Source organism: Selenomonas sp. WCT3 (assembly GCA_900100835.1).
In the GTDB taxonomy this organism is placed as follows: Bacteria; Bacillota; Negativicutes; order Selenomonadales; family Selenomonadaceae; genus Selenomonas_A; species Selenomonas_A ruminantium_E.
On record FNCM01000008.1, the window covers coordinates 17914 to 39144 of the forward strand.

The following is a 21231-nucleotide window of genomic DNA, read 5'->3' on the forward strand; positions in this document are numbered from 1 at the left end:
AGGAGGTTCTCATGAAGAAGTCTGTATTACTGATTGGTCTAGGCCGTTATGGGCGGCATGTGGCCCAGGAACTTTATCAAATGAAGCACGATATCCTGGCTGTGGATAAGGATGAGGAGCGCGTCAATATGGTTTTGCCCTATGTGACGAATGCTTTGATGGCTGACAGTACGAATAAAAGTTTTTTGGAATCCCTGGGAATCCGGGATTTTGATTTATGCATCGTGGCAATTGGCGATGATTTCCAGAGTTCGTTGGAGACAACCTCCTTACTCAAGGAATTGGGAGCGAAATATGTAGTCGCCCGTGCTTCCCGAGGCATTCATGAAAAATTCCTCTTGCGCAATGGTGCTGATGAGGCGGTTTACCCGGAAAAGCAGTTGGCAAAGTGGACAGCTATTCGCTTTGGTTATGACCATATTCTCGACTATTTCCGGTTAAGCGACCGCTATGCCGTTTACGAACTGCCGATTCCGGAGGAGTGGAATGGCAAAACCTTGGGGGCGCTTCAGGTTCGCAAACATTATCATGTCAACGTTCTGGGAATCAAGAAAGCCGGTATTCTCGATGTAGAGATAACGGCTGAGACCACAATGAACCAAGAAGATACAGTATTGGTAATCGGCAAGCGTAATGATTTGGAAAAATATTTCCATATTTAATGAGATGGTGGCAGATGGAAAAGAATCTTACAACCGGCAGTGTAGTTCGCAATATTTTTGTCTTTGCCCTGCCGTTTTTCTTCTCGTATTTTTTGCAGACCCTCTACGGGATGGCAGACCTCTTCATTATCGGTCAATTTGAAGGAGCGGCCAGTATAACGGCGGTTTCGGTGGGCAGTCAGGTCATGCACATGATTACGGTGATGCTGGTGGGGCTGGCCATGGGCACAACGGTAATGATTGCCCAGGCCGTTGGCGCGCGGAATAAGGCCAGCGTCAGGGCGTCGATTGGCAACACCATTACCCTGTTTTTGCTGGTGGCGGTGGTGCTGGCCGTGGTATTGGTCTTAGGCACGGAGTCCATCGCCCGCTGGATGTCGACGCCAGCGGAGGCAGTGCCGGGAACTTGCCAGTATCTATTTGTTTGCTTTTTGGGAATTCCTTTGATTACGGTGTATAATATCATCAGTGCCATATTTCGCGGTCTGGGAGATGCCAAATCCCCTATGTATTTTGTGGCAGTGGCCTGTGTGGGAAACATCCTGCTGGATTATCTCTTTATGGGATTTTGGCGGCTGGGGCCGGTGGGGGCAGCCTATGGCACCTTGATTGCCCAAGGTGTCAGTGTGGTGCTGGCCTTAGGTTATATCGCGCAGAAAAAAGCCATGGCGATTGCCTGGTCTGATTTGCGCCCCCGGCAAAAAGTCATGGGGCGGCTCCTGCGCATCGGCGTTCCCATTTCCCTGCAGGATGGGTTCATCCAGATTGCCTTTCTGGTCATTACCATCATTGCGAATATGCGTGGGCTCACCGATGCCGCAGCGGTTGGCATTGTGGAAAAATTCATCAGCTTTGTCTTTCTGGTGCCGTCCTCCATGCTGGCCACGGTTTCAGCGCTGGGGGCGCAGAATATCGGAGCAGGCAAGATGGTTCGTGCCCGCAAGACCCTTTGGTATGCCCTGGACAGTTGCCTTATCTTTGGGGTAGTGGTTTCCCTCTTGACCCAGTTCACAGCGGATAGAATCGTTGGCATTTTTACCCAGGAGCCTGCTGTTATTGTGGCTGGAGCTTTGTATTTGCAAGGGTATATCTTTGACTGTATCTTTGCCGGGATACATTTTTCCTTTAGTGGTTTTTTCTGCGCTCTGGGACGGTCAGAGTTTTCCTTCCTGCATAATCTCATTGCCATCGTTACCGCCCGGATACCTTTGGTTTGGCTGGCTTCCAACTGGTATCCCGATACCCTTTTCCCCATGGGGCTGGCCACTTGTGCCGGTTCGGTGGTATCGGTGGTCATCTGCCTGTTTTTCTTCTGGCGGCTAAAGGGCTGGGGAACCAAGCGTCATGCGTTTTCGTCATTAAAATAATAGATATAGGGGATAGAAATGGTTAGAGAAATTGTAAAAGACGTGTTTTTCTTACAGCAAAAATCGGTTAAGGCAACAAAAGCAGATATTGCCGTGGCCCAAGACCTCCTGGATACATTAGCCGCACATCGCGAAGGCTGTGTCGGCTTAGCGGCCAATATGATTGGCGAAGCCAAATGCATTATTGCCGTAAACCTGGGCGATAGGGACGTTGCGTTGTTAAATCCCGAGATTGTGAAGCATTCGGCTAAGTCCTACAAGACGACAGAGGGCTGTTTGTCGTTAACTGGGGAGCGGGAAACGGAGCGGTTTGAGACGATTGAAGTTAAATACCGGGATATGAACTTTGCCAAGCAGAAAGCAAAATTTAGCGGCTTTACGGCCCAGATTATCCAGCATGAAATCGACCATTGCCAGGGGATTTTGATTTAACCGGCAGGGGCAACTCTAGCAAAAATAGCTAAGTGGGAGTAGAAGCTTCGGATAAAGACGGCAGCATCGATAAAAGAAGGGAAGTAGACATATGAAAGCAATGGTACTTAGCAGTGGTGGCGTGGATTCCACGACGGCCTTGGGGCTGGCAATAAAAAAATATGGCCGGGAAAATGTGATAGCTTTGTCCCTGTCCTATGGGCAGAAGCACGAGAAGGAAATCGAAGCCGCTAAAGCCGTGGCGGCGCATTATGGCATTGAGCAGCTCTTTTTGGACCTCAGCAAGATTTTCCAGTATAGCAATTGCTCGCTCTTAAAGCAGTCGGATGAAGAAATCCCGGAAGAGAGCTACGCCGAACAAATCAAGGAGACAAAGGGGGAGACACCGGTCAGCACTTATGTGCCTTTCCGCAACGGCCTGTTCCTGTCAACGGCGGCCAGCATTGCCCTTAGCAAGGGCTGCAGCATCATTTATTATGGTGCCCATGCTGATGATGCAGCTGGTTTTGCATATCCTGATTGTTCGCCGGTATTTAACGATGCCATGAATCAGGCAATCTGGGAAGGCTCGGGCCATCAGCTGAAAATCGAAGCGCCCTTTGTGAACATCAACAAGGCCGAAGTGGTAAAAATCGGCCTGGAACTCGGCGTTCCCTATGAGCTGACCTGGTCCTGCTACGAGGGCGGCGAAAAGCCCTGCGGCAAATGCGGCACCTGCATCGACCGCGCCGCCGCATTCCACGCCAACGGCGTCGAAGATCCAGCTAATTGCTGAGGGCACAGTTTGACATGTCAAACAGGAAAAAGTCTTGACAGGTCAATTAGCTACCTGCTAAACTGAGCGTAACAAGTAAATATAGCCGTGCAGGACTGACGGATTCGTGGAATTGACCACATGTACTGCAGGGCTTTTAACGCCGACCGTCTGGGCAGAGATTATGCTCAGGCGGTTTTCTGTCGGTTGAGCATAATCTCCTTTGGATTGCTGCCTGGCAGCAGAAAGGATGGTTCTCATGCGAAATCGTTGGCTCATTGCGTTAGCAGCCGTTGGTATTCATATTTCCATCGGCAGTGTCTATGCCTGGAGTGTTCTTACTCGTCCTATTATTGAGGCGATGGGATTTACCCTTTCGGAAACGACCTGGACCTTTTCCCTGGCGATTCTGTTCCTGGGAATGTCGGCAGGGCTCTTGGGGCGATTCGTGGAAAAGTATGGCCCGAAAAAAAGCGGACTGATATCCATGCTGTTATTTTGCACGGGCATGTTTGGTACAGCGCTGGCCTTGCACCTGCATAATTTGGCGCTATTATACCTTTTCTACGGGGGCATTGGCGGTATTGGCCTTGGCGTCGGCTACATCACGCCGGTATCGACGCTGGTAAAGTATTTCCCAAATCATCGCGGCTTTGCGACAGGTCTTGCCATCATGGGCTTTGGCTTTGCCGCGCTGGTAGCCGGGCCTGTCATGCAGTTTTTGACGGCTCGCGTTGGTCTTGTCAATAATTTCCTGATTTTGGGGGCAGTCTATATGGTGGTAATGGGGGCATCGGCCCTTTATCTGAAACCGCCGATGCAAAAAGATGACACGGTGGCAGTTACCCGGTGTCAGCATGGTGTTACAGCGGCTGAGGCCATCAAGACCTGGCAGTTTGGTGCGCTTTGGTGGGTGTTCTTTGTCAATATCACCTGTGGTATCGGCCTGTTGGCGGTGGCTTCGCCCATGGCCCAGCACGTCGTTGGCATGGATGCCGCGCAGGCCGCATCGATGGTCGGTATCATCGGCCTCTTAAATGGCGGTGGCCGCATCCTTTGGTCGACGCTGTCGGATTATCTGGGCCGTGGGCTTACCTACATGGTATTTTTCGCCCTCGAAGTCGGCGCGTTTTATCTGCTGGCTGGTACTAAGGATGCCATGCTGTTCCAGCTACTGGTGTTTTTGATCATCAGCTGCTATGGCGGCGGCTTTTCGTGCATGCCGGCTTATCTTTCCGACATCTTCGGCACTCGGGAACTCAGTGCGATTCATGGCCGCGTGCTGACGGCCTGGGGCGTTGCTGGTGTCGTCGGGCCGACCATCGTCTCGTGGTTTTGGGAGCACACCCATAGCTATACGACGACGCTGACCTTCTTTGCGGGCTGCTTCGTGCTTAATTTCCTGATTGCAACGGTGCTCAAGCTGCATGGCAGCCGCCGGTCCAGCCTCGTCAAGACGGCAAATACTTAACCGAATATCGTCAGCCTCCCTTGGCAGGACTTTTCCGTTTATACGCGAATACTAGCGTATAGTGAGGAGAATTATGCATGACAAGGGAGGTTTTTCTATGGGAATCTTGGAGTCCATCGGCAAGCGCCGCACCTATTATCAGATCAATAAGGAGTTGCCGGTGGCAGCAGAGAAGATCCGCGAAGTGGTGGAGCAGTCAACGGAGCTTACTCCCGATGCCTTCAACATGAAGTCGGCCCGCGTCGTATTGGTGCTGGGGGCGAAGCAGGATGCGCTTTGGGATGCCGTCTACGATGCATTTGGTGGCAAGGTGGCACGGGAGAAAATTGACGGATTCAAGGCCGGCGCAGGCACCGTACTCTATTTTTATGACGAGGAAGTTATCAAGAGCCTGCAGAGCCAGTTTCCCATGTATGCGGAAAACTTCCCGATTTGGGCCCAGCAGGCAAATGGCATGCTGCAGTTTGCCATTTGGACGGCTCTGCGCGACTTGGATGTGGGAGCCAATATCCAGCACTACAATCCAGTCATCGATAAGACGGTGCAGGATTTGTTTGACCTGCCCGCATCCTGGAAACTCATTGCCCAGATGCCCTTTGGCGGCATCGTGGCTGAGCCGGAGGCCAAAGAGAAAGAAGATATCGCGGTTCGTGTCAAAGTACAGGCCTAATAGCCAGCAAGGAAGAGGGAATAAAAATGAGCAATCCCATGTTTAATATTTCTTATGGGTTATACGTGTTGACGGCTAATGACGGGCAGAAGGACAACGGCTGCATCATCAACACGGTGACCCAAGTTACCTCAGACCCCAATCAGATAACTATTGCGGTAAACAAGGGAAACTACACCCACGATATTATCCTGGACACGAAGGCCTTTACCGTGTCCGTGATAAGTGAAGCGGCGGATTTTGAACTGTTCAAGCATTTTGGCTTCCGCTCTGGCCGCGACGTGGATAAGTTTGCAGATTTCCCTGCCATAGAGTGCACGTCGAATGGTACCCTGGCGGTGACAAAGGGCACCAACGCGTATATTGCCGGACGGGTTACCAAGACTTGGGATGTGGGAACCCACACGGTATTTCTAGCAGACGTGGTAGAGCTTAAGACGTTAACGGACGTAAAATCTGCCACCTACAGCTACTATCAGGAACACATCAAACCCCGCACGCCGGCACCGAGTACCAAGGGGAAGGCCGTCTGGCGCTGTACGGTATGCGGCTATATATACGAGGGCGAGGAACTGCCGGAAGACTTTGTTTGCCCCCTCTGCAAACACGGGGCGGCGGATTTTGAGAAGGTCGTCAGCTAACCATCAGGTATTGGGCCTCCTATATTTTTCATCCTGAAGTAATGGAAGCAATGGACGAGATGATTCGGCGCATCAAAGCCCTGGGTGTTTCGATAATCTTACGGAACGTAAATTGAATAAATAGGAAGTTTATCCCCCTAGGGGGCTTACGACACCTTTTATCAGGTATTAGAATAAAAGGGTATTCATTTATTCTTTTTCTTGATAAAAGGAGTTGAGGAAGATGCATATTCCAGAGAATTATCTCAGTCCGTCGACTTGTGCTGTTATGACGGCGGCGATGCTGCCGGTTTGGTTCATGGCCGTTCAGAAGGTGAAAAAAGAACTGCCGAAGGAAAAAATGCCACTGTTGGGAATTGGCGCTGCCTTTTCGTTTTTGGGCATGATGTTCAATATCCCGCTGCCAGGAGGAACTACGGGACATGCTGTAGGGGCTACGCTGCTGGCTATCATGTTTGGCCCATGGTCAGCTTGTCTGGCTGTCAGCGTGGCCCTGTTCGTTCAGGCGCTTTTCTTCGGGGATGGAGGAATTCTGGCCTTTGGGGCGAACTGTTTCAATATGGCATTTGTGATGCCCTTTGTGGGCTGGGGATTGTTCCGCAAGCTTCGGGCTATGATGCCGCAGCATGAACTATTGGCCGCTGGCCTCAGCGGCTACGTGGGCATCAATATGGCTGCTTTGGTGGCGGCTATTGAGTTTGGCGTTCAGCCCCTCTTGTTTACCGACGCTGCAGGACAGGCCCTCTACTGCCCGTATCCGCTGTCCATTTCCATTCCGGCTATGATGGCTGGCCATTTGACCTTGTTTGGTTTGGCGGAGGCTGTGTTTACGGCAGCGATACTTGGGTATCTGAAAAAGGCAGCACCTTCCATGCTGGAGGCGCAGAACTCCTATGCGGGTTCGACGGTTTACGGTCTGCTGGCGCTGTTGATTGTCGGTACGCCGTTGGGCCTTTTAGCGGCAGGTACTGCCTGGGGCGAATGGGACCCAGAAGAACTGGCGGAGCAGGATTTCCTCGGAACGGAACTTGGTTATACACCAGCGGGCATGGAAGATGGATTTTCCTTTGAGGCTTTATTCCCGGATTACACCATTGCCGGGATGCCGGAGTCCTTTGGTTATATCCTGTCGGCTGTCATTGGCACGGCGCTTTTGATTGTAGCATTTAAGATTTTGGCAACTTTTTTCCGTCACCATACCGATTATGATACGTCGGTTCAGGGAAATTGATTGCGTTGGTGAGGCGATAGAGTTGAATCTTCCCGAGTGGGTAAAACAGGAAGAAGTATATCGACCCAATCGAGACCGGGATTATTTTATTTCCCGGTCTCTTTTGCGTGTCATGGCTGTGTTGGCGGCGATACGCCGCCAAGCGCATACGGCCTTGGAAAAAGATGTTCCAGCGGTAGGGGCACTGTGTTTTTTATTGGGCTGGTTGCTTTTATGTGTGGCATCCCATACGACCGCGTTTCTCGTTTGTCAGCTGGCATTGGAAGTAGTGGTTCTTTGTTTTTTTACCGGCCGGGCCTCTAGGCGGATCTTGCAAAGTGCGAGTCTTGCTGGCGTGTTTTCGCTGCTATTGGTATTGCCGGCTTTTTGGTGGGGAAATGGGGTGTTGATGCTTCTCATTCCTTTTAAGACTTTTTTGACGGTAACGGCCTTGGGAATCTTACAGGAATGTTTGCCATGGAATCAGCTTACGGGGGCGCTTCGCTTTTTCCATATACCGCAACCGGTTATCTTTTTGCTGGATACGACCCTTCACTATGTGATTTTGCTGGGGGAGATGGCCGAAGATTTGCTTACGGCTTTAAAACTGCGTTCGGTTGGTCACAATGGGAAGAAGTATCACGCCATTGGCGGCGTACTCGGCGTCTTGTTTCTGCGTTCGCAGGAAATGTCAGAAATCTTATATGAAGCAATGGTTTGCCGCGGCTTTACCGGTGAGTATTATCCATCGCTAGGCAAACGCTTCCATCGGGCGGATGTTTTCCTGCTCATGGTATTTCTCGGTTATTGCTATTTGTTCCTGTCGTTGGAGGTTCGGTTATGATTCGGTTTGAAGATGTTTGTTATGCTTATGATGGTGTACCGATACTGCGTCATGTGGATTTTCGGTTGGAAAAGGGCGAGGCAGTGGCGATAACTGGACCAAATGGTGCGGGGAAATCGACACTGCTGAAGATGATAAATGGACTCATCTATCCAGAACTTGGCCGTTACTGCTATGAGGGGGAGGAAATTACCGCAGCCAAGATGCGGGACCATCGCTATTCAAAATGGTTCCATCAGCAGGTGGGCTATATCTGGCAGAATCCGGATAGTCAGCTATTTTGTGGTAGTGTCGAAGAAGAGTTGGCTTTTGGTCCTGCACAGATGGGACTTTCACCAACGGAAATCAATGCCCGCGTAGAAGATGCTCTGGAACTGCTGGGAATTGAATCCCTGCGGAGGCGGGCGCCCTTCACCCTGTCGGGCGGGGAGAAGAAAAAAGTGGCAATCGCCTCGGTTCTCACCATGAATCCATCAGTCTGGACGTTGGATGAACCCCTAAATTCGCTGGATGGAAAATCTCGTCAATGGCTGATGGAATTTTTAGCCGCGTTGAAAGAGGCTGGCAAAACATTGATTTTTTCGACCCATGAGGTGGAGTTGGTTGAGTATTTTGCGGATAGGGCAATACGCATTGATGAGTTGCATCAAGTTAAAGTTATTGGAATAAGACAGGTGTCTTGAAGTTAAAGATTTTTGGCTACGAGAGAAAGTGGTAAGTTATCTATGGTTAAGAAAGAGTTTGAAAATACGGATGAGTTACTGCACCTGTTGGAACGCATTGCGAGAGAATCGCCAACGTTTCAGCGGATTGCTCTATACATCGAAAAGAATTATCTGAAAGTCGTTTTTTTGACAGCAAGTGAATTGGCTGAACAGATGGGGGTAAGCCAGGGGAGCGTGTCGCGTTTCTTCATGACCCTGGGGTATCATGGCTATAATGATTTCCTGCGCAATCTGCAACAGGTGGTATCTGAGCAGTTGACGGCTCCAAGGCGCTTGGCCTATAGCCGTGAGGGCGGACGACCGCAATGGAATGGTATTTTGGATAAGGAAATCCAGAATATCTTGGCTTTGGAGGATATCCTGCAGGAGCAGGCCAGCAAAAAGCTGATTGAGATCCTGCAATCGCCAGCACCGCTATATCTCGTTTCTGCCCGGATGTCAGCGACAATCCTGCCGTATATCGCCTATATCCTGAAAAAGATGCGCGAAAATGTCTTTGTGGCTACGCCGGGGACAACGGATTGGGAGCAGCTGGAGCTATGCCAGCCGGCGGACATCAACATTCTCGTCGTGTCTTTTCCCCGTTATGCCAATGAGCTCATACGGAAATGCAAGGAGCTCTCGCAGCGTGGATTCTTGCTACATCTCGTGACGGATAGCCGGTTGTCGCCGCTGAATCGTTATGCGGACGAAGCGGTGTTTATTAATGTGGTAACCTCGTCGCTGTTTGACTCTTATAGTGCGCCACTTACTTACTTCAATCTGCTGCTGCGCGAGACAGCTGCAGGGATGCCAGGACTCCAGCAGCGCTTGGAAGCCTTGGAGGAGATGGAAGAGCGGTATCATGTATACTTTACAAAAAGAGTATAGATGTATTGACATGGGTTGATATATGTGTTAACTTATACACATGCAAAGGACAAAGTGGTCTGATATGGACATATCAGTCGCTTTGCCTTTTTTATTTCCTTTGCGTGAACAATGGCGTTCGAGGCAGTCTTTTTGTCTCGGCGCTTTTTTATTTAGCTTGAAATAAATGATTTCATCAAGTAAAGGAAATATGAAATGTTTCATCAATGATGGCCGGTTGCGGTGAGAAAGTGAGGAAATATGATTTATTTAGATGGCAATTCCTTAACGTTAGAAGAAGTCATACGCGTTGCCTGTGAGGGCGAAGCGGTGGAGTTAAGTCCTGAGGGAAAAGAGCAGATCCTTGCCAGCCGCAAGATCGTCGACGGCATCCTGGAGGAGGAGAAACCTGTTTATGGTGTGTCGACAGGATTTGGCGATTTCAGCAAGGTCTTCATCAAGAAGGAAGAACGGTCCAAATTGCAACGGAATTTGATTCTGAGTCACGCAACGGGCGTGGGAACGCCCTTAGACCAGGAAGTGGTGCGGGCTGCTATGGTGTTGCGGGCCAATTCCCTGGCCAAGGGGTATTCCGGAATCCGGCTGGCAACGGTAAATCTTTTGCTGGAGCTCTTGAATCAGAAAATCACGCCAGTCATTCCCTGCAAGGGTTCAGTCGGAGCCAGCGGCGACTTGGCACCGCTTTCCCATATGGTACTGGTGATGCTCGGCGAAGGCGAGGCCTTTGTGGACGGTAAGCGGATACCGGGGAAAGAGGCACTGGCAGCCAAAGGGTTATCCCCAGTCGTATTGAGCGGCAAGGAAGGCTTGGCATTGATCAATGGCACGCAGATCATGACAGCGGTGGGCTGCATCGCCTGGAAGGAAGCCGTGAACCTGATGAAGGCCGCCGATATAGCTGCCGCCCTGAGCCTGGAGGGACTGAAGGGAACTCGCGCCGCCTTTGACCGCAGGATCAGTCTAGTGCGGCCATATCCTGGCCAGCTGGCGACGACGGAGAACATCTTGAAGCTTACAGAGGACAGCGCCATCATTGCCTCCCATAAGTATTGCCACAAAGTTCAGGATGCGTATTCCCTCCGTTGTGTCCCACAGGTTCATGGAGCCTCGAAAGAGGCGCTGGCGCAGGCGACGCGGACGCTGAATATCGAGATTAATGCAGTTACCGATAATCCGTTGATCATGCCCGATACTGGAGAGGCCATCTCCGGTGGCAATTTCCACGGTCAGCCTATTGCCCTGGTCATGGATTATCTGAAACTGGCTATCGCGGAGATCGGAAACATCTCCGAACGGAGAACCAATCGGCTGCTGGACATGCATCTCAGCAATCTGCCGGCTTTCCTTACCGCCTTTCCGGGCGTGGATTCCGGTTTGATGATTACGCAGTATGTAGCTGCATCCCTGGTATCGGAAAACAAGGTGCTGGTTCATCCGGCCAGTGCGGATTCCATTCCTACGTCTGCCAATCAGGAAGACCATGTCAGCATGGGAACTATCGCGGCACGGCAGGTGCGGGAAATCCTGGACAACGTGGTAAATGTCCTGGCTATTGAAATCATGGCAGCTGCACAGGGAATCGATTTCCTGAAACCATTGCTGCCAGGCAAGGGCACAGTTGCGGCCCATAAAGCGGTGCGGGCGATATTGCCACATTTGGAAAAAGACCGGTTTTTGTCACCAGAAATCAAGGCAATCCATGATTTCATCGTCAGTGGCCAGCTGGTCGAGATTGTTGAAGCCGAAACTGGCTCGCTAAAGGTTTGAGCTTACGGTTAGGAGGAAAAGAAAATGAAAAGATTATTCGCTTTTGCAATGATGGTGGTATTTTGTTTGGCTGCCTTAGCAGGATGTGGTGGCAAGCAGACGGCAGAAACTGGCGCGTCTTCCAGCAGTGGTTTGGGAAAAATCGTCGTCGGCCTGGATGATAATTATCCGCCAATGGGCTTCAAGGATGAGAATAATGAAATAACAGGCTTTGATGTGGATGTCGCCAAAGAGGCAGCGAAACGTCTGGGCCGGGAAGTAGAATTCAAGGCCATCGACTGGGACAGCAAAGAAGCGGAACTGAAGAGCAAACGCGTCGATGTTCTTTGGAATGGTCTTGATATCACGGAAAAGCGCAAAGAGAATATGGCCTTCTCGGAACCCTATATGGAAAACCGTCAGATTGTCTTTGTGCGCAACGATAAGGTGGACAGCATCAAGTCCGTCGATGACTTGAAAGGGAAAGTGGTAGGTACCCAGAGCGGTGGAACGGCTGAGGAATACATCGACGAACATGAAGACTTCAAACAGGGCATGAAAGATGTCAAGAAATATACGGACTATATTTCGGCGTTCATGGATCTCGAGAATGGCCGTCTCGATGCAATCGTAGCCGATGAGATCACGGGACGTTATTACATGAGCAAGCATCCGGAAAAATTAGCCGCTTTGGAGATCGTGGTGGGTTCGGTCAGTGATTTTGGCATCGGTTTCCGCAAGGAAGATACGGAACTTCGGGCGGAGGTACAGAAAGTCATGGATGATATGAAGGCCGATGGTACGCTGGCCAAGATTTCAGAAAAGTGGTTTGGCAAGGATATCATGAAGAAATGATTCGCTGGTAGGGGGCATAGATATATGGACAAGATTCTGCAGTATTTACAGCCTATGTTAGAAGGATCCGAGGTCACAATGGAGATTTTCCTGCTCACCTTTGTCATGGTATTGCCACTGGGGTTGCTCGCAGCCTTAGGAAGGACAGCGAAGTGCCGCCCGCTGCAGTGGCTGTTGGAACTATATATATGGGTAATGCGCGGTACACCGCTTATGCTGCAGCTGCTATTTGTCTATTTTGCTTTGCCGCTGGCAGGAATAAAATTGCCAGATATGGTCGCAGCATTGTTGTCCTTCACCCTTAACTATACGGCCTATTTTGCCGAGATATTCCGGGCGGGCATCCAGTCGATTGGCAAGGGGCAATATGAGGCCGCAAAGATGTTGGGTATGAGCTATTCCCAGACCATGTGGCGCATTATTGTTCCGCAGATGGTACGCAGGGTGCTGCCGCCAATGAGCAATGAAACCATCAATCTGGTAAAGGATACTTCGTTGATCTACATCTTGGCCATGAACGACCTGTTGCGTGCTGCCCGCACCATCGTTCAGCGGGAGTTCGATATGACGCCCTTTGTCGTGGCGGCGGGCTTTTACCTGTTGATGACATTTATCCTGACTTGGATGTTCAAGCGGCTGGAAGCATATTTCAGCCAGTATGAATAGGAGGGAATCCCATGAAAAAGAAGATGATAAATGCTCATGGTATCTGCAAGCAGTTCCATGGACAAAAGGTTTTGACGGGTATCGATGTGGAAGTTGAGCAGGGTGATGTACTGGCCATCATCGGCCCCAGCGGTTCGGGGAAATCCACTCTTCTTCGCTGCCTCAATCGCTTGGAGGAAGTCGATGGAGGCTGGATCCAGATTGAAGGGGATATGTTTGTTCAGGAAAATGATATTGGTGAGATTGTATATGCCTCCAAGGAAAAGTCAAAAGAAATCCAGGGGCGTATGGGGATGGTATTCCAGCAGTTCAATCTATTCCCCCATATGACGGTCATGGGAAATCTGCTGGAAGCACCAATCCATGTAAAGAAACAGAAAAAAGAAGAAATCCTCCCGCTGGCGGAAGATCTATTGGAACGCGTGGGCCTCGCCGATAAGAAGGATGCATATCCAAGCCAGCTCTCGGGCGGCCAGCAGCAGCGCGTGGCGATTGCCAGGGCGCTGGCGATGCAGCCGGACATCATGCTGTTCGATGAACCAACGTCGGCACTGGACCCGGAACTTACCGGTGAGGTGCTGCATACGATGCGGGAATTAGCCGAGGAACATATGACAATGGTGGTAGTGACCCATGAGATGAATTTTGCCCGCGAAGTTGCCAATAAGGTTTTGTTTATGGCAGACGGAAATGTGGTGGAGTCCGGGACGCCGGAAGAGATCTTTGACCATCCACAGCGGCAGCGCACCCAGGATTTCTTGCGGAATATGCTGTGACAGGCGGAAAGGTGATGAAAGCATGGCAGAGGCTATAAAGATAAACCGGCAGCGGCTGATGACGCGGCTTGACGAGCTTAGCAAGATAGGCAAAAATGCTGCCCAGGGCATTGACCGCCAGTTGGGGAGTATTCCTGATGAGGAGGCCCGGGCCTGGCTGACAAGATGCTGGCAGCATGAGCTGGGACTGACGGTCAAGACGGATGGGATTGCCAACCTCTGGGGCCAGCAGGCTGCAAAAAGCGGCAATCGCCCGATTGTCCTTGGGTCGCATCACGATACCGTTCCCAATGGCGGTAAATATGATGGCGCTCTGGGGGTGCTGCTGGGCACAGAAGTCCTGCAAACCCTGCAGGAAAATCAGGTGGAACTTAAGCACCCCCTGTGGCTCATTTCCTTTACTGGCGAGGAGCCCAATGACTTTTCGGTATCTACCTTAGGTTCCAAAGTCCTCGCAGGACGGCTGACGGCAGCGGATGTCAAGAAGATGAAGCATCGTAAGACCGGCGAGGCACTGCCCGATGCCTTGCAACGCTTGGGCGGCGATATCCAGCAGGTGGATGGGGCGCGCTTGGCAATGAATGAATTGGCGGCGTTCTTGGAGTGTCATATCGAACAGGGGCGTGTGCTATACGATGAGCAGCATGCTGTGGCCGCCGTTTCCTGCATAACGGGCATATATCGGGAAGTCATCACGATTTCCGGCGAGGCCAATCATGCCGGCACGACGAAGCTCAAGGACCGGCGTGATGCGTTAGTGGCAGCGGCAGAGGTCGTACTGGCGGCTGAAGCCATCATGAAAGTGCCGGAATTTGCTGGCGTGGCTGTTACGATAGGCAGGCTGACGCTGACGCCCAATGCGTCAAACATCATCCCGGGAAAAGTCGTCATGACTTTTGATTTGCGGACTGCTGATGCAAAGATTCGCCAGCAAGCCTTGGCGATATGGCAGGAGAAGTTGCGAGAAATCAGCAGTCGCCGCTCGGTAAACATAGAGCGGAAGGTAAATCTCGATCAGCCTGAGCGCAGGATGGATGATATGGTCATCGAGGCTTTTGAGGAGGCTGCCACAGAAAATGGACAGGAGCCGGAAGTCTTGGTGAGTATGGCAGGTCATGATGCGGCCAATATGGCGCGGGTGACAAAAGCTGGCATGCTGTTCGTACAGACTGTTAACGGCTATAGCCATTGCCCGCAAGAAGAAGCGGCAGCAGATGCAATCGAGATTGCCGCCAATACCATGCTGGCAGCTGTTCGTATACTGGATAGGAGATTGGATGCGTATGACAGGTAAGATTATCGAGCCGTCCTTTTGCTTTTATAAAGGCAGTCTTCAGAAAGATCTAGGCATCGCTGTGCTGGAGGGAACGATTGCCGCTATCGGGACGTCCAAGGACATGGAAAAAGAATATCCTGACTATGAAGTGCTCCAGTGGAAGCATTTGGCACTGGTTCCGGGAACCGTCAATGCCCACAATCACAGCTTTCAAAGCTTGCTGCGGGGCATCGCGGCTGACCGTCCCTTTTTAGAGTGGCGCGATGAATCCCTCTATAAATATTCGCCGAAGATGCGGGCTGAGGATATCTATACCGGTGCCTTGTTTGCCTTTGCCGAGATGATGAAATGCGGTGTCACTACGGTTTGTGATTTCTTTTATCTGCACAACGATGGAATCGCCGGGGATGAAGCTGTCATCCGGGCGGCCCAGGATATCGGCATAAGACTGGTACTAGCCCGCACCATGTATGATTGGCAGGGGGCGCCTGCTGGTTATGTGGAAACGGTGCATCAGGCCTACGATAATACGGAACAGCTCATGAAGAGCTATCAAGGGGGAATGACGAAGGTTATTCCGGCACCCCACAGCCTGCATGCGGCAAGTCCCGACATGATAAAGGCTGGCTGGACGTTGGCGGAAAAGCATCATACACCATTTCATATCCATGTATCAGAGGAACCCTTTGAAGTGGAGATGGTGCGCAAGGAATATGGCACGACACCTTTGCGCTATCTCGACCAGCTGGGCGTGGCCGATGAACGGATGTGCATGATCCATGGTGTATGGCTCGAGCCGGAAGAAATCGCAATCATGGGGAAACGGGGTTGCAAGCTGATCTATTGCCCGTCGAGCAATATGTTCCTGGCCGATGGCATCACCGATATCCCGGCATTGCTGGAACAGCAGATCACCATTGCCTTGGGCAGTGACGGCGCCTGTGGGAATAACCGCATCAGCGTGTTCGAAGAAATGCGGATGGTATCGCTGTTGCAAAAGGCAAAGACACTGGATGCGCTCTGTGTCAATTATCATGACGCTATGGCCATGGGTACGAAGAATGGTGCGAATGTCCTGGATTTGCCAATCGGTGAGATTGCCGTTGGCAAAAAAGCCGATTTCGTGGGCGTGTGCTTGACCGATTTTTCGCTGCAGCCATTGAGCTCGGCCGGGCAGTTCCTGCCCAATCTCGTCTACTCCCTGCAGCCCACTGCTATTGACCGGGTCATGGTGGATGGCATAGAGACCGTACGCGAGGGTAAGCTGCAAAAGATGACGGAAACATGTATCGTTGAGCAAGTGCAGAAAACAATGAAGTATTTGGAAGCATGAGGAGCTGGAAATCATGAGTGAAGAAAGAATTTTTGCGATAGAGCCTGAAAAAGAATTGCCGGAAAAGCCGGGCTTTGAGCCTGGAATCCGCCGGGCTCCGTCACGGGGCTTTCATTTGACGAAGGCCCAGACGGAGATTGCCCTGAAGAATGCGTTGCGGTATGTAGATCCGAGTCTCCATGAAACATTGATCCCGGAATTCCTCGAAGAGCTGACAACCTATGGGCGCATCTATGCCTACCGGTTCCGGCCCCAGGGGCGTATCTTTGGTAAGCCGATTGATGAATATCCGGGAAACTGCATCGAAGGCAAGGCCTTTCAGGTCATGATGGACAATAATCTGGATTTTGAAGTGGCCCTTTATCCCTATGAACTGGTAACTTATGGCGAGACCGGAAGTGTCTGCCAGAACTGGCTGCAGTATCGACTTATCAAGAAATATCTGCAGGTCATGACCGATAGGCAGACGCTGGTTGTAGAATCTGGTCATCCGTTAGGGCTCTTCAAGTCGCACCCGGGCGCACCGCGGGTTATCATCACCAATGCGTTGATGGTCGGCATGTTTGATAATCAGAAGGATTGGGAAATCGCTGAGGAGATGGGGGTGGCCAATTATGGGCAGATGACAGCTGGCGGCTGGATGTATATCGGTCCCCAGGGGATTGTCCATGGCACTTATAATACTTTGCTCAATGCCGGGCGCATGCATTTGGGGATTGCTCATGATGGGGATTTGCGTGGTAAGCTCTTTATAAGTTCTGGCCTGGGCGGAATGAGCGGCGCCCAGCCAAAAGCTGTTGAGATTGCAAATGGCATCGGTGTCATCGCCGAGGTGGATGCATCCCGCATTGAGACCCGCCGGAAACAGGGCTGGGTAAAAGAAAGCTATGACAGTCTCGCGGCTGTTTTCGACTCGGTCAAGCGACATCAGCAGGCAGGTACAGCGGTGTCGATTGCCTATCATGGCAATGTGGTCGATTTGCTTGAGTATGTGGTGGCGCATCACATCCATGTGGACTTGCTGAGCGATCAGACCTCCTGCCATGCGGCCTATGATGGCGGTTATTGTCCTCAGGGCTTGAGCTTTGCACAGCGCACGGCGATGCTGGCCGCTGACCGTGAAGGTTTCGTGGCCAAAGTCAAGGAAAGCCTGCGCCATCATTATGAGCTCATCAAGGTCTGCGTAGCCGATGGCACGTATTTCTTTGATTATGGGAATGCTTTTTTGAAGGCGGTTTACGATGCGGGGGTAAAAGAACTGTCGAAAAATGGTATCGACGATAAAGACGGCTTTATCTTGCCGTCTTATGTAGAAGATATCATGGGGCCGCAGCTCTTTGACTATGGCTATGGTCCCTTCCGCTGGGTTTGCCTCAGCGGCAAGCAGGCGGATTTGATTGCCACCGACAAGGCGGCGATGGCCTGCATCAATCCGGCGCGCCGCTATCAGGACCGGGATAATTATAATTGGATTCGCGATGCAGAAAAGAATCAGCTGGTGGTAGGGACGCAGGCGCGCATCTTATACCAGGATGCGGAAGGACGCATGCGGATTGCACTGAAATTCAATGAACTGGTCCGGGAGGGCAAGATTGGTCCGGTCATGATTGGCCGCGACCATCATGATGTCAGCGGCACGGACTCGCCGTTCCGCGAAACTGCCAATATCAAGGATGGCAGCAATGTCATGGCCGATATGGCAGTCCAGTGCTTTGCCGGAAATGCTGCCCGGGGTATGAGCCTTTGTGCTTTGCATAACGGTGGCGGCGTGGGCATCGGCAAGTCCATAAATGGTGGCTTTGGCTTGGTGCTGGATGGCAGTCAGCGTATAGATGAAATCATCCGCAGTGCCATGCTTTGGGATGTTATGGGGGGCGTGGCTCGCCGCAGCTGGGCCCGCAATGAGCATTCGCTGGAAACCGTGCGCAAGTACAATGAAGATTATGCCAGGGAGAGCCATATCACAGAACCATGCCTTGCCGACGAAGCGGTTATCGCAACAGCTGTAGCGAAATATTTCCTCGAAGCGAGGTGAGGGATATGGGACAGATCGTTTTGCGCCATATTCAGCAGATTGCGACGCCAGAAGGAAAAACAGAGCGCAAGGGAACGGAAATGAATCAGCTGCACCTGATTGAAGATGGTGCCATTTGGATCGAGGAAGATCGGATACGCATGGTGGGGGCTGATCATGAGGTAATGGCAGCTCTGGGGGAAACAGACGATATCCTGTGGGAGGATTGCCGCGGGAAATGTGCGATTCCTGGTTTTGTGGATGCTCATACCCATTTCCTGTTTGCCGGGAGCCGGGCTGAAGAATTTGATGATCGGCTGGCGGGGGTTCCCTATCTCGAGTTGTTAGCCCGCGGCGGCGGTATCTGCCGTACGATGCAGGCTGTCCGGGAAGCATCGGAAGAAGAGCTGCTTTCCACGGGGAAGAAAGTCCTTCGAGACATGCTGCGTTTTGGCATTACCACCGTGGAAGGGAAAAGCGGCTATGGACTCAACCGGGAGGATGAGCTCAAGCAGCTGCGTGTGATGCGGCGGCTCAATCAGGAACAACCTATTGATATCGTGAGTACGTATCTTGGAAGCCATGCGGTTCCACCGGAATATCAGGGCGATGGTGATGGCTATGTCGAGTTCATGACGGAAAAGATGTTACCGCTGGTAAAGGACGAGGGATTAGCTGATTTTGTTGATGTATTCTGTGAGCAGGGAGTGTTCTCGCTCGCGCAAAGCCGGCGGATCTTAACCCGGGCAAAAGCGCTGGGCTTTGCCTTGAAACTCCATGCTGATGAAATGAGCTCTCTAGGCGGTGCCGGGCTGGCCCATGAATTGGGGGCAGTATCGGCAGATCATTTGCTGTCAATCAGCAAGGAAGATATCCTGCGGCTGTCGGCGGGAAATACAAAAGCAGTCCTGCTGCCAGCCACGGCTTTTTGCATGCGCTGTCCTTACGCGCCGGCCAGGGAATTGATTGCGCATGATGTGGCGGTGGCTTTGGCCAGCGATTTCAATCCGGGAAGTTGTTTTACTTATTCGACGGCATTGATTTTTGCCTTGGCAGTCATCCAGATGCGTTTGACATCAGCCGAGACTTTGACTGCCATGACGCTGAACGGCGCCGCTGCACTAGATAAAGCCGCCGAGATTGGCAGCCTTGAAGCAGGAAAGAAGGCAGATATCATATTGCTGGCTGCGCCAGACTATCGTTATTTGGCGTATCAGACAGGAATGAATTTGGTTCAGCAAGTGATAAAGGACGGCAAGCTCGTATGGAATTTGCCGCAATAGATGGCATTTGACTCGATTTTTGGGAAAGTTGTTTCTGTGTAAAGTAAAAAAATTGACTGGTTCAATCAAAAATGATAAAATCTAATAAGAAAAATAAAAAGTGATAATCGTCAGATTATTTTTACCCGGAGGAACGAAATTGGATCGAATCAATCAACATACAGCACCGGTCTATGAAGCCATGCTGGAGCTTAGAAAGCGCCGCATGGTTCCTTTTGATGTGCCCGGGCATAAGCGTGGGCGCGGCAATCCGGAGCTACTCGATTTCCTGGGTGAGAAATGTGTAGGTGTCGATGTCAACTCGATGAAGATGCTCGACAACCTCAGTCACCCGATATCTGTCATCCGCGAGGCCGAGGAGCTTACCGCGGATGCTTTTGGTGCGCAGCATGCATTCTTTATGGTCAATGGCACCACCTCAGCTGTCCAGGCGATGGTGCTGGCCACAGTGCGCGCTGGCGATGAGATCTTGCTGCCGCGCAATGTCCATAAGAGCGTCATCAATGCATTGGTGCTCTGCGGAGGTATTCCGGTCTATGTGCCGGTACGCGTCAATCATCAGATTGGCATTGCCACGGGGATGGCCCTAAGCGATGTGGAAAAGGCGATTCGCCAGCATCCGCGGGCCAAGGCCATCTTTGTTAACAATCCGACCTATTACGGCATCGCCTCGGACATCAAGGGCATCGTGCGCATAGCCCATGCAGCTGGCATGAAGGTGCTGGTCGATGAGGCCCATGGCACCCATCTCTACTTCGGCAAGAATCTGCCGATTTCAGGCATGGCAGCTGGCGGCGATCTGGCAGCCGTTTCGATGCATAAGTCCGGCGGCAGTCTGACCCAGAGTTCCATCCTGCTCTGCGGCCAGGGCGTCGATGCCGAGTACGTGCAACAGATCATTAACCTCACCCAGACGACCAGTGCCTCGTATCTTCTGATTTCAAGTCTTGACCTTTCTCGCCGCAACCTGGCGCTCCATGGCTGCGAAGCCTTCGAGAAGGTCAGCTCCATGTCCGAGTATGCCCGGTCAGAAATCAATGAGATTGGCGGCTTTTATGCCTATGGCCGCGAGCTTATCGACGGTGACAGCGTCTACGATTTCGATGTGACGAAGCTTTCGGTTTTCACGCAGGGCATCGGCATGACGGGCATCGAGGTCTACGACATGCTGCGGGATGAGTACGACATCCAGATTGAGTTTGGCGATATCGGCAACATCCTGGCTTATATCTCCATTGGCGACCGCATCCGCGACATTGAGCGGCTGGTGGGGGCGCTCGAGGATATCGCGGGCCGCTTCGCCAAGGACAAGCGCGAGCTCTACTGCGGCGAGTTTATCGCCCCCGAGCTCGTCATGAGCCCCAAGGAGGCTTTCTACGCCAAGGGCGAGCGCCTGCCGCTGAAGGATACCGTGGGCCGCATCTCGGGGGAGATGCTCATGTGCTATCCGCCGGGCATCCCCATACTGACGCCTGGCGAGCGCATCACCGAAGAGATACTTACCTATATTGAGTACGCGCGGGAAAAAGGCTGTTCCCTGCAGGGAACGCAGGACTCGGAGTGCCGGGAACTGCGCATTTTGACGGAAACTTGACAAGTCAGCCTGACATGTCAAGTTGACCGGTCACTTTGACTT

The 21231-nt window shown here is 51.7% G+C and carries 20 protein-coding genes and 1 riboswitch; all 20 genes read left to right on the forward strand.

Features of this window, described 5'->3' with window-relative positions; genetic code table 11:
• Positions 1 to 11: 11 nt before the first annotated feature.
• The 20 genes from BLQ36_RS08270 to BLQ36_RS08365 all read left to right on the forward strand — a co-directional run bounded on the left by BLQ36_RS08270 (position 12) and on the right by BLQ36_RS08365 (position 21189).
• On the forward strand, positions 12 to 662 hold the full coding sequence (locus tag BLQ36_RS08270) for a potassium channel family protein (protein ID WP_074515155.1): 651 nt from the start codon (positions 12 to 14) through the stop codon (positions 660 to 662).
• A 14-nt stretch (positions 663 to 676) separates the two neighbouring features.
• Entirely contained in the window at positions 677 to 2029 is a 1353-nt protein-coding gene (locus BLQ36_RS08275; protein ID WP_074515156.1) for an MATE family efflux transporter, read from the forward strand.
• Positions 2030 to 2047: 18 nt separating this feature from the next.
• The gene (locus BLQ36_RS08280) at positions 2048 to 2461 is read left to right on the forward strand and encodes a peptide deformylase (RefSeq protein ID WP_033169223.1); all 414 of its coding nucleotides are present in this window, start codon (positions 2048 to 2050) and stop codon (positions 2459 to 2461) included.
• A 91-nt stretch (positions 2462 to 2552) separates the two neighbouring features.
• Positions 2553 to 3236 (forward strand): 7-cyano-7-deazaguanine synthase QueC, encoded by a 684-nt coding sequence (queC, locus tag BLQ36_RS08285; RefSeq protein ID WP_074515157.1) that lies wholly within the window; start codon positions 2553 to 2555, stop codon positions 3234 to 3236.
• An 81-nt stretch (positions 3237 to 3317) separates the two neighbouring features.
• Positions 3318 to 3399, forward strand: a riboswitch (ZMP/ZTP riboswitch).
• Positions 3400 to 3474: 75 nt separating this feature from the next.
• The gene (locus BLQ36_RS08290) at positions 3475 to 4686 is read left to right on the forward strand and encodes an OFA family MFS transporter (RefSeq protein ID WP_074515158.1); all 1212 of its coding nucleotides are present in this window, start codon (positions 3475 to 3477) and stop codon (positions 4684 to 4686) included.
• A gap of 97 nt (positions 4687 to 4783) precedes the next feature.
• Entirely contained in the window at positions 4784 to 5356 is a 573-nt protein-coding gene (locus BLQ36_RS08295) for a nitroreductase family protein (protein WP_074515159.1), read from the forward strand.
• 26 nt (positions 5357 to 5382) lie between these two features.
• Positions 5383 to 5997: a flavin reductase gene (locus BLQ36_RS08300; protein WP_074515160.1), complete on the forward strand. Its 615-nt coding sequence runs from the start codon at positions 5383 to 5385 to the stop codon at positions 5995 to 5997.
• A gap of 223 nt (positions 5998 to 6220) precedes the next feature.
• Positions 6221 to 7228, forward strand: coding sequence for a cobalt transporter CbiM (gene cbiM / locus BLQ36_RS08305; protein WP_074515161.1), 1008 nt, complete (start codon positions 6221 to 6223; stop codon positions 7226 to 7228).
• A gap of 22 nt (positions 7229 to 7250) precedes the next feature.
• Positions 7251 to 8051 carry an energy-coupling factor transporter transmembrane component T gene (locus BLQ36_RS08310; RefSeq protein WP_074515162.1) on the forward strand — a complete coding sequence of 267 codons (801 nt, stop codon included), beginning with the start codon at positions 7251 to 7253 and terminating at the stop codon, positions 8049 to 8051.
• A complete protein-coding gene (locus tag BLQ36_RS08315) occupies positions 8048 to 8734 on the forward strand; it encodes an energy-coupling factor ABC transporter ATP-binding protein (RefSeq protein ID WP_074515163.1) in 687 nt (228 codons plus the stop codon). Before BLQ36_RS08310 ends, BLQ36_RS08315 begins: the two co-directional genes overlap by 4 nt.
• Positions 8735 to 8776: 42 nt before the next feature.
• Complete coding sequence (locus BLQ36_RS08320; RefSeq protein ID WP_074515164.1) at positions 8777 to 9646, forward strand: MurR/RpiR family transcriptional regulator; 870 nt, start codon at positions 8777 to 8779, stop codon at positions 9644 to 9646.
• A gap of 240 nt (positions 9647 to 9886) precedes the next feature.
• Positions 9887 to 11413: a histidine ammonia-lyase gene (gene hutH, locus BLQ36_RS08325; protein ID WP_074515165.1), complete on the forward strand. Its 1527-nt coding sequence runs from the start codon at positions 9887 to 9889 to the stop codon at positions 11411 to 11413.
• A 24-nt stretch (positions 11414 to 11437) separates the two neighbouring features.
• On the forward strand, positions 11438 to 12247 hold the full coding sequence (locus BLQ36_RS08330) for an amino acid ABC transporter substrate-binding protein (RefSeq protein ID WP_074515166.1): 810 nt from the start codon (positions 11438 to 11440) through the stop codon (positions 12245 to 12247).
• A 24-nt stretch (positions 12248 to 12271) separates the two neighbouring features.
• A complete protein-coding gene (locus tag BLQ36_RS08335; protein WP_074515167.1) occupies positions 12272 to 12913 on the forward strand; it encodes an amino acid ABC transporter permease in 642 nt (213 codons plus the stop codon).
• Between the two features lie 11 nt (positions 12914 to 12924).
• Positions 12925 to 13689: an amino acid ABC transporter ATP-binding protein gene (locus BLQ36_RS08340; protein WP_074515168.1), complete on the forward strand. Its 765-nt coding sequence runs from the start codon at positions 12925 to 12927 to the stop codon at positions 13687 to 13689.
• A gap of 22 nt (positions 13690 to 13711) precedes the next feature.
• Positions 13712 to 14983: a hydantoinase/carbamoylase family amidase gene (locus tag BLQ36_RS08345; protein WP_074515169.1), complete on the forward strand. Its 1272-nt coding sequence runs from the start codon at positions 13712 to 13714 to the stop codon at positions 14981 to 14983.
• A complete protein-coding gene (locus tag BLQ36_RS08350; protein ID WP_074515170.1) occupies positions 14973 to 16298 on the forward strand; it encodes an amidohydrolase family protein in 1326 nt (441 codons plus the stop codon). The genes BLQ36_RS08345 and BLQ36_RS08350 overlap by 11 nt, the downstream gene beginning before the upstream one ends.
• A 13-nt stretch (positions 16299 to 16311) precedes the next feature.
• On the forward strand, positions 16312 to 18333 hold the full coding sequence (locus tag BLQ36_RS08355) for a urocanate hydratase (RefSeq protein WP_074515171.1): 2022 nt from the start codon (positions 16312 to 16314) through the stop codon (positions 18331 to 18333).
• A gap of 5 nt (positions 18334 to 18338) precedes the next feature.
• The gene (hutI, locus tag BLQ36_RS08360) at positions 18339 to 19595 is read left to right on the forward strand and encodes an imidazolonepropionase (protein ID WP_074515172.1); all 1257 of its coding nucleotides are present in this window, start codon (positions 18339 to 18341) and stop codon (positions 19593 to 19595) included.
• A 139-nt stretch (positions 19596 to 19734) separates the two neighbouring features.
• A complete protein-coding gene (locus BLQ36_RS08365; RefSeq protein WP_143558717.1) occupies positions 19735 to 21189 on the forward strand; it encodes an aminotransferase class I/II-fold pyridoxal phosphate-dependent enzyme in 1455 nt (484 codons plus the stop codon).
• Positions 21190 to 21231: the final 42 nt, after the last annotated feature.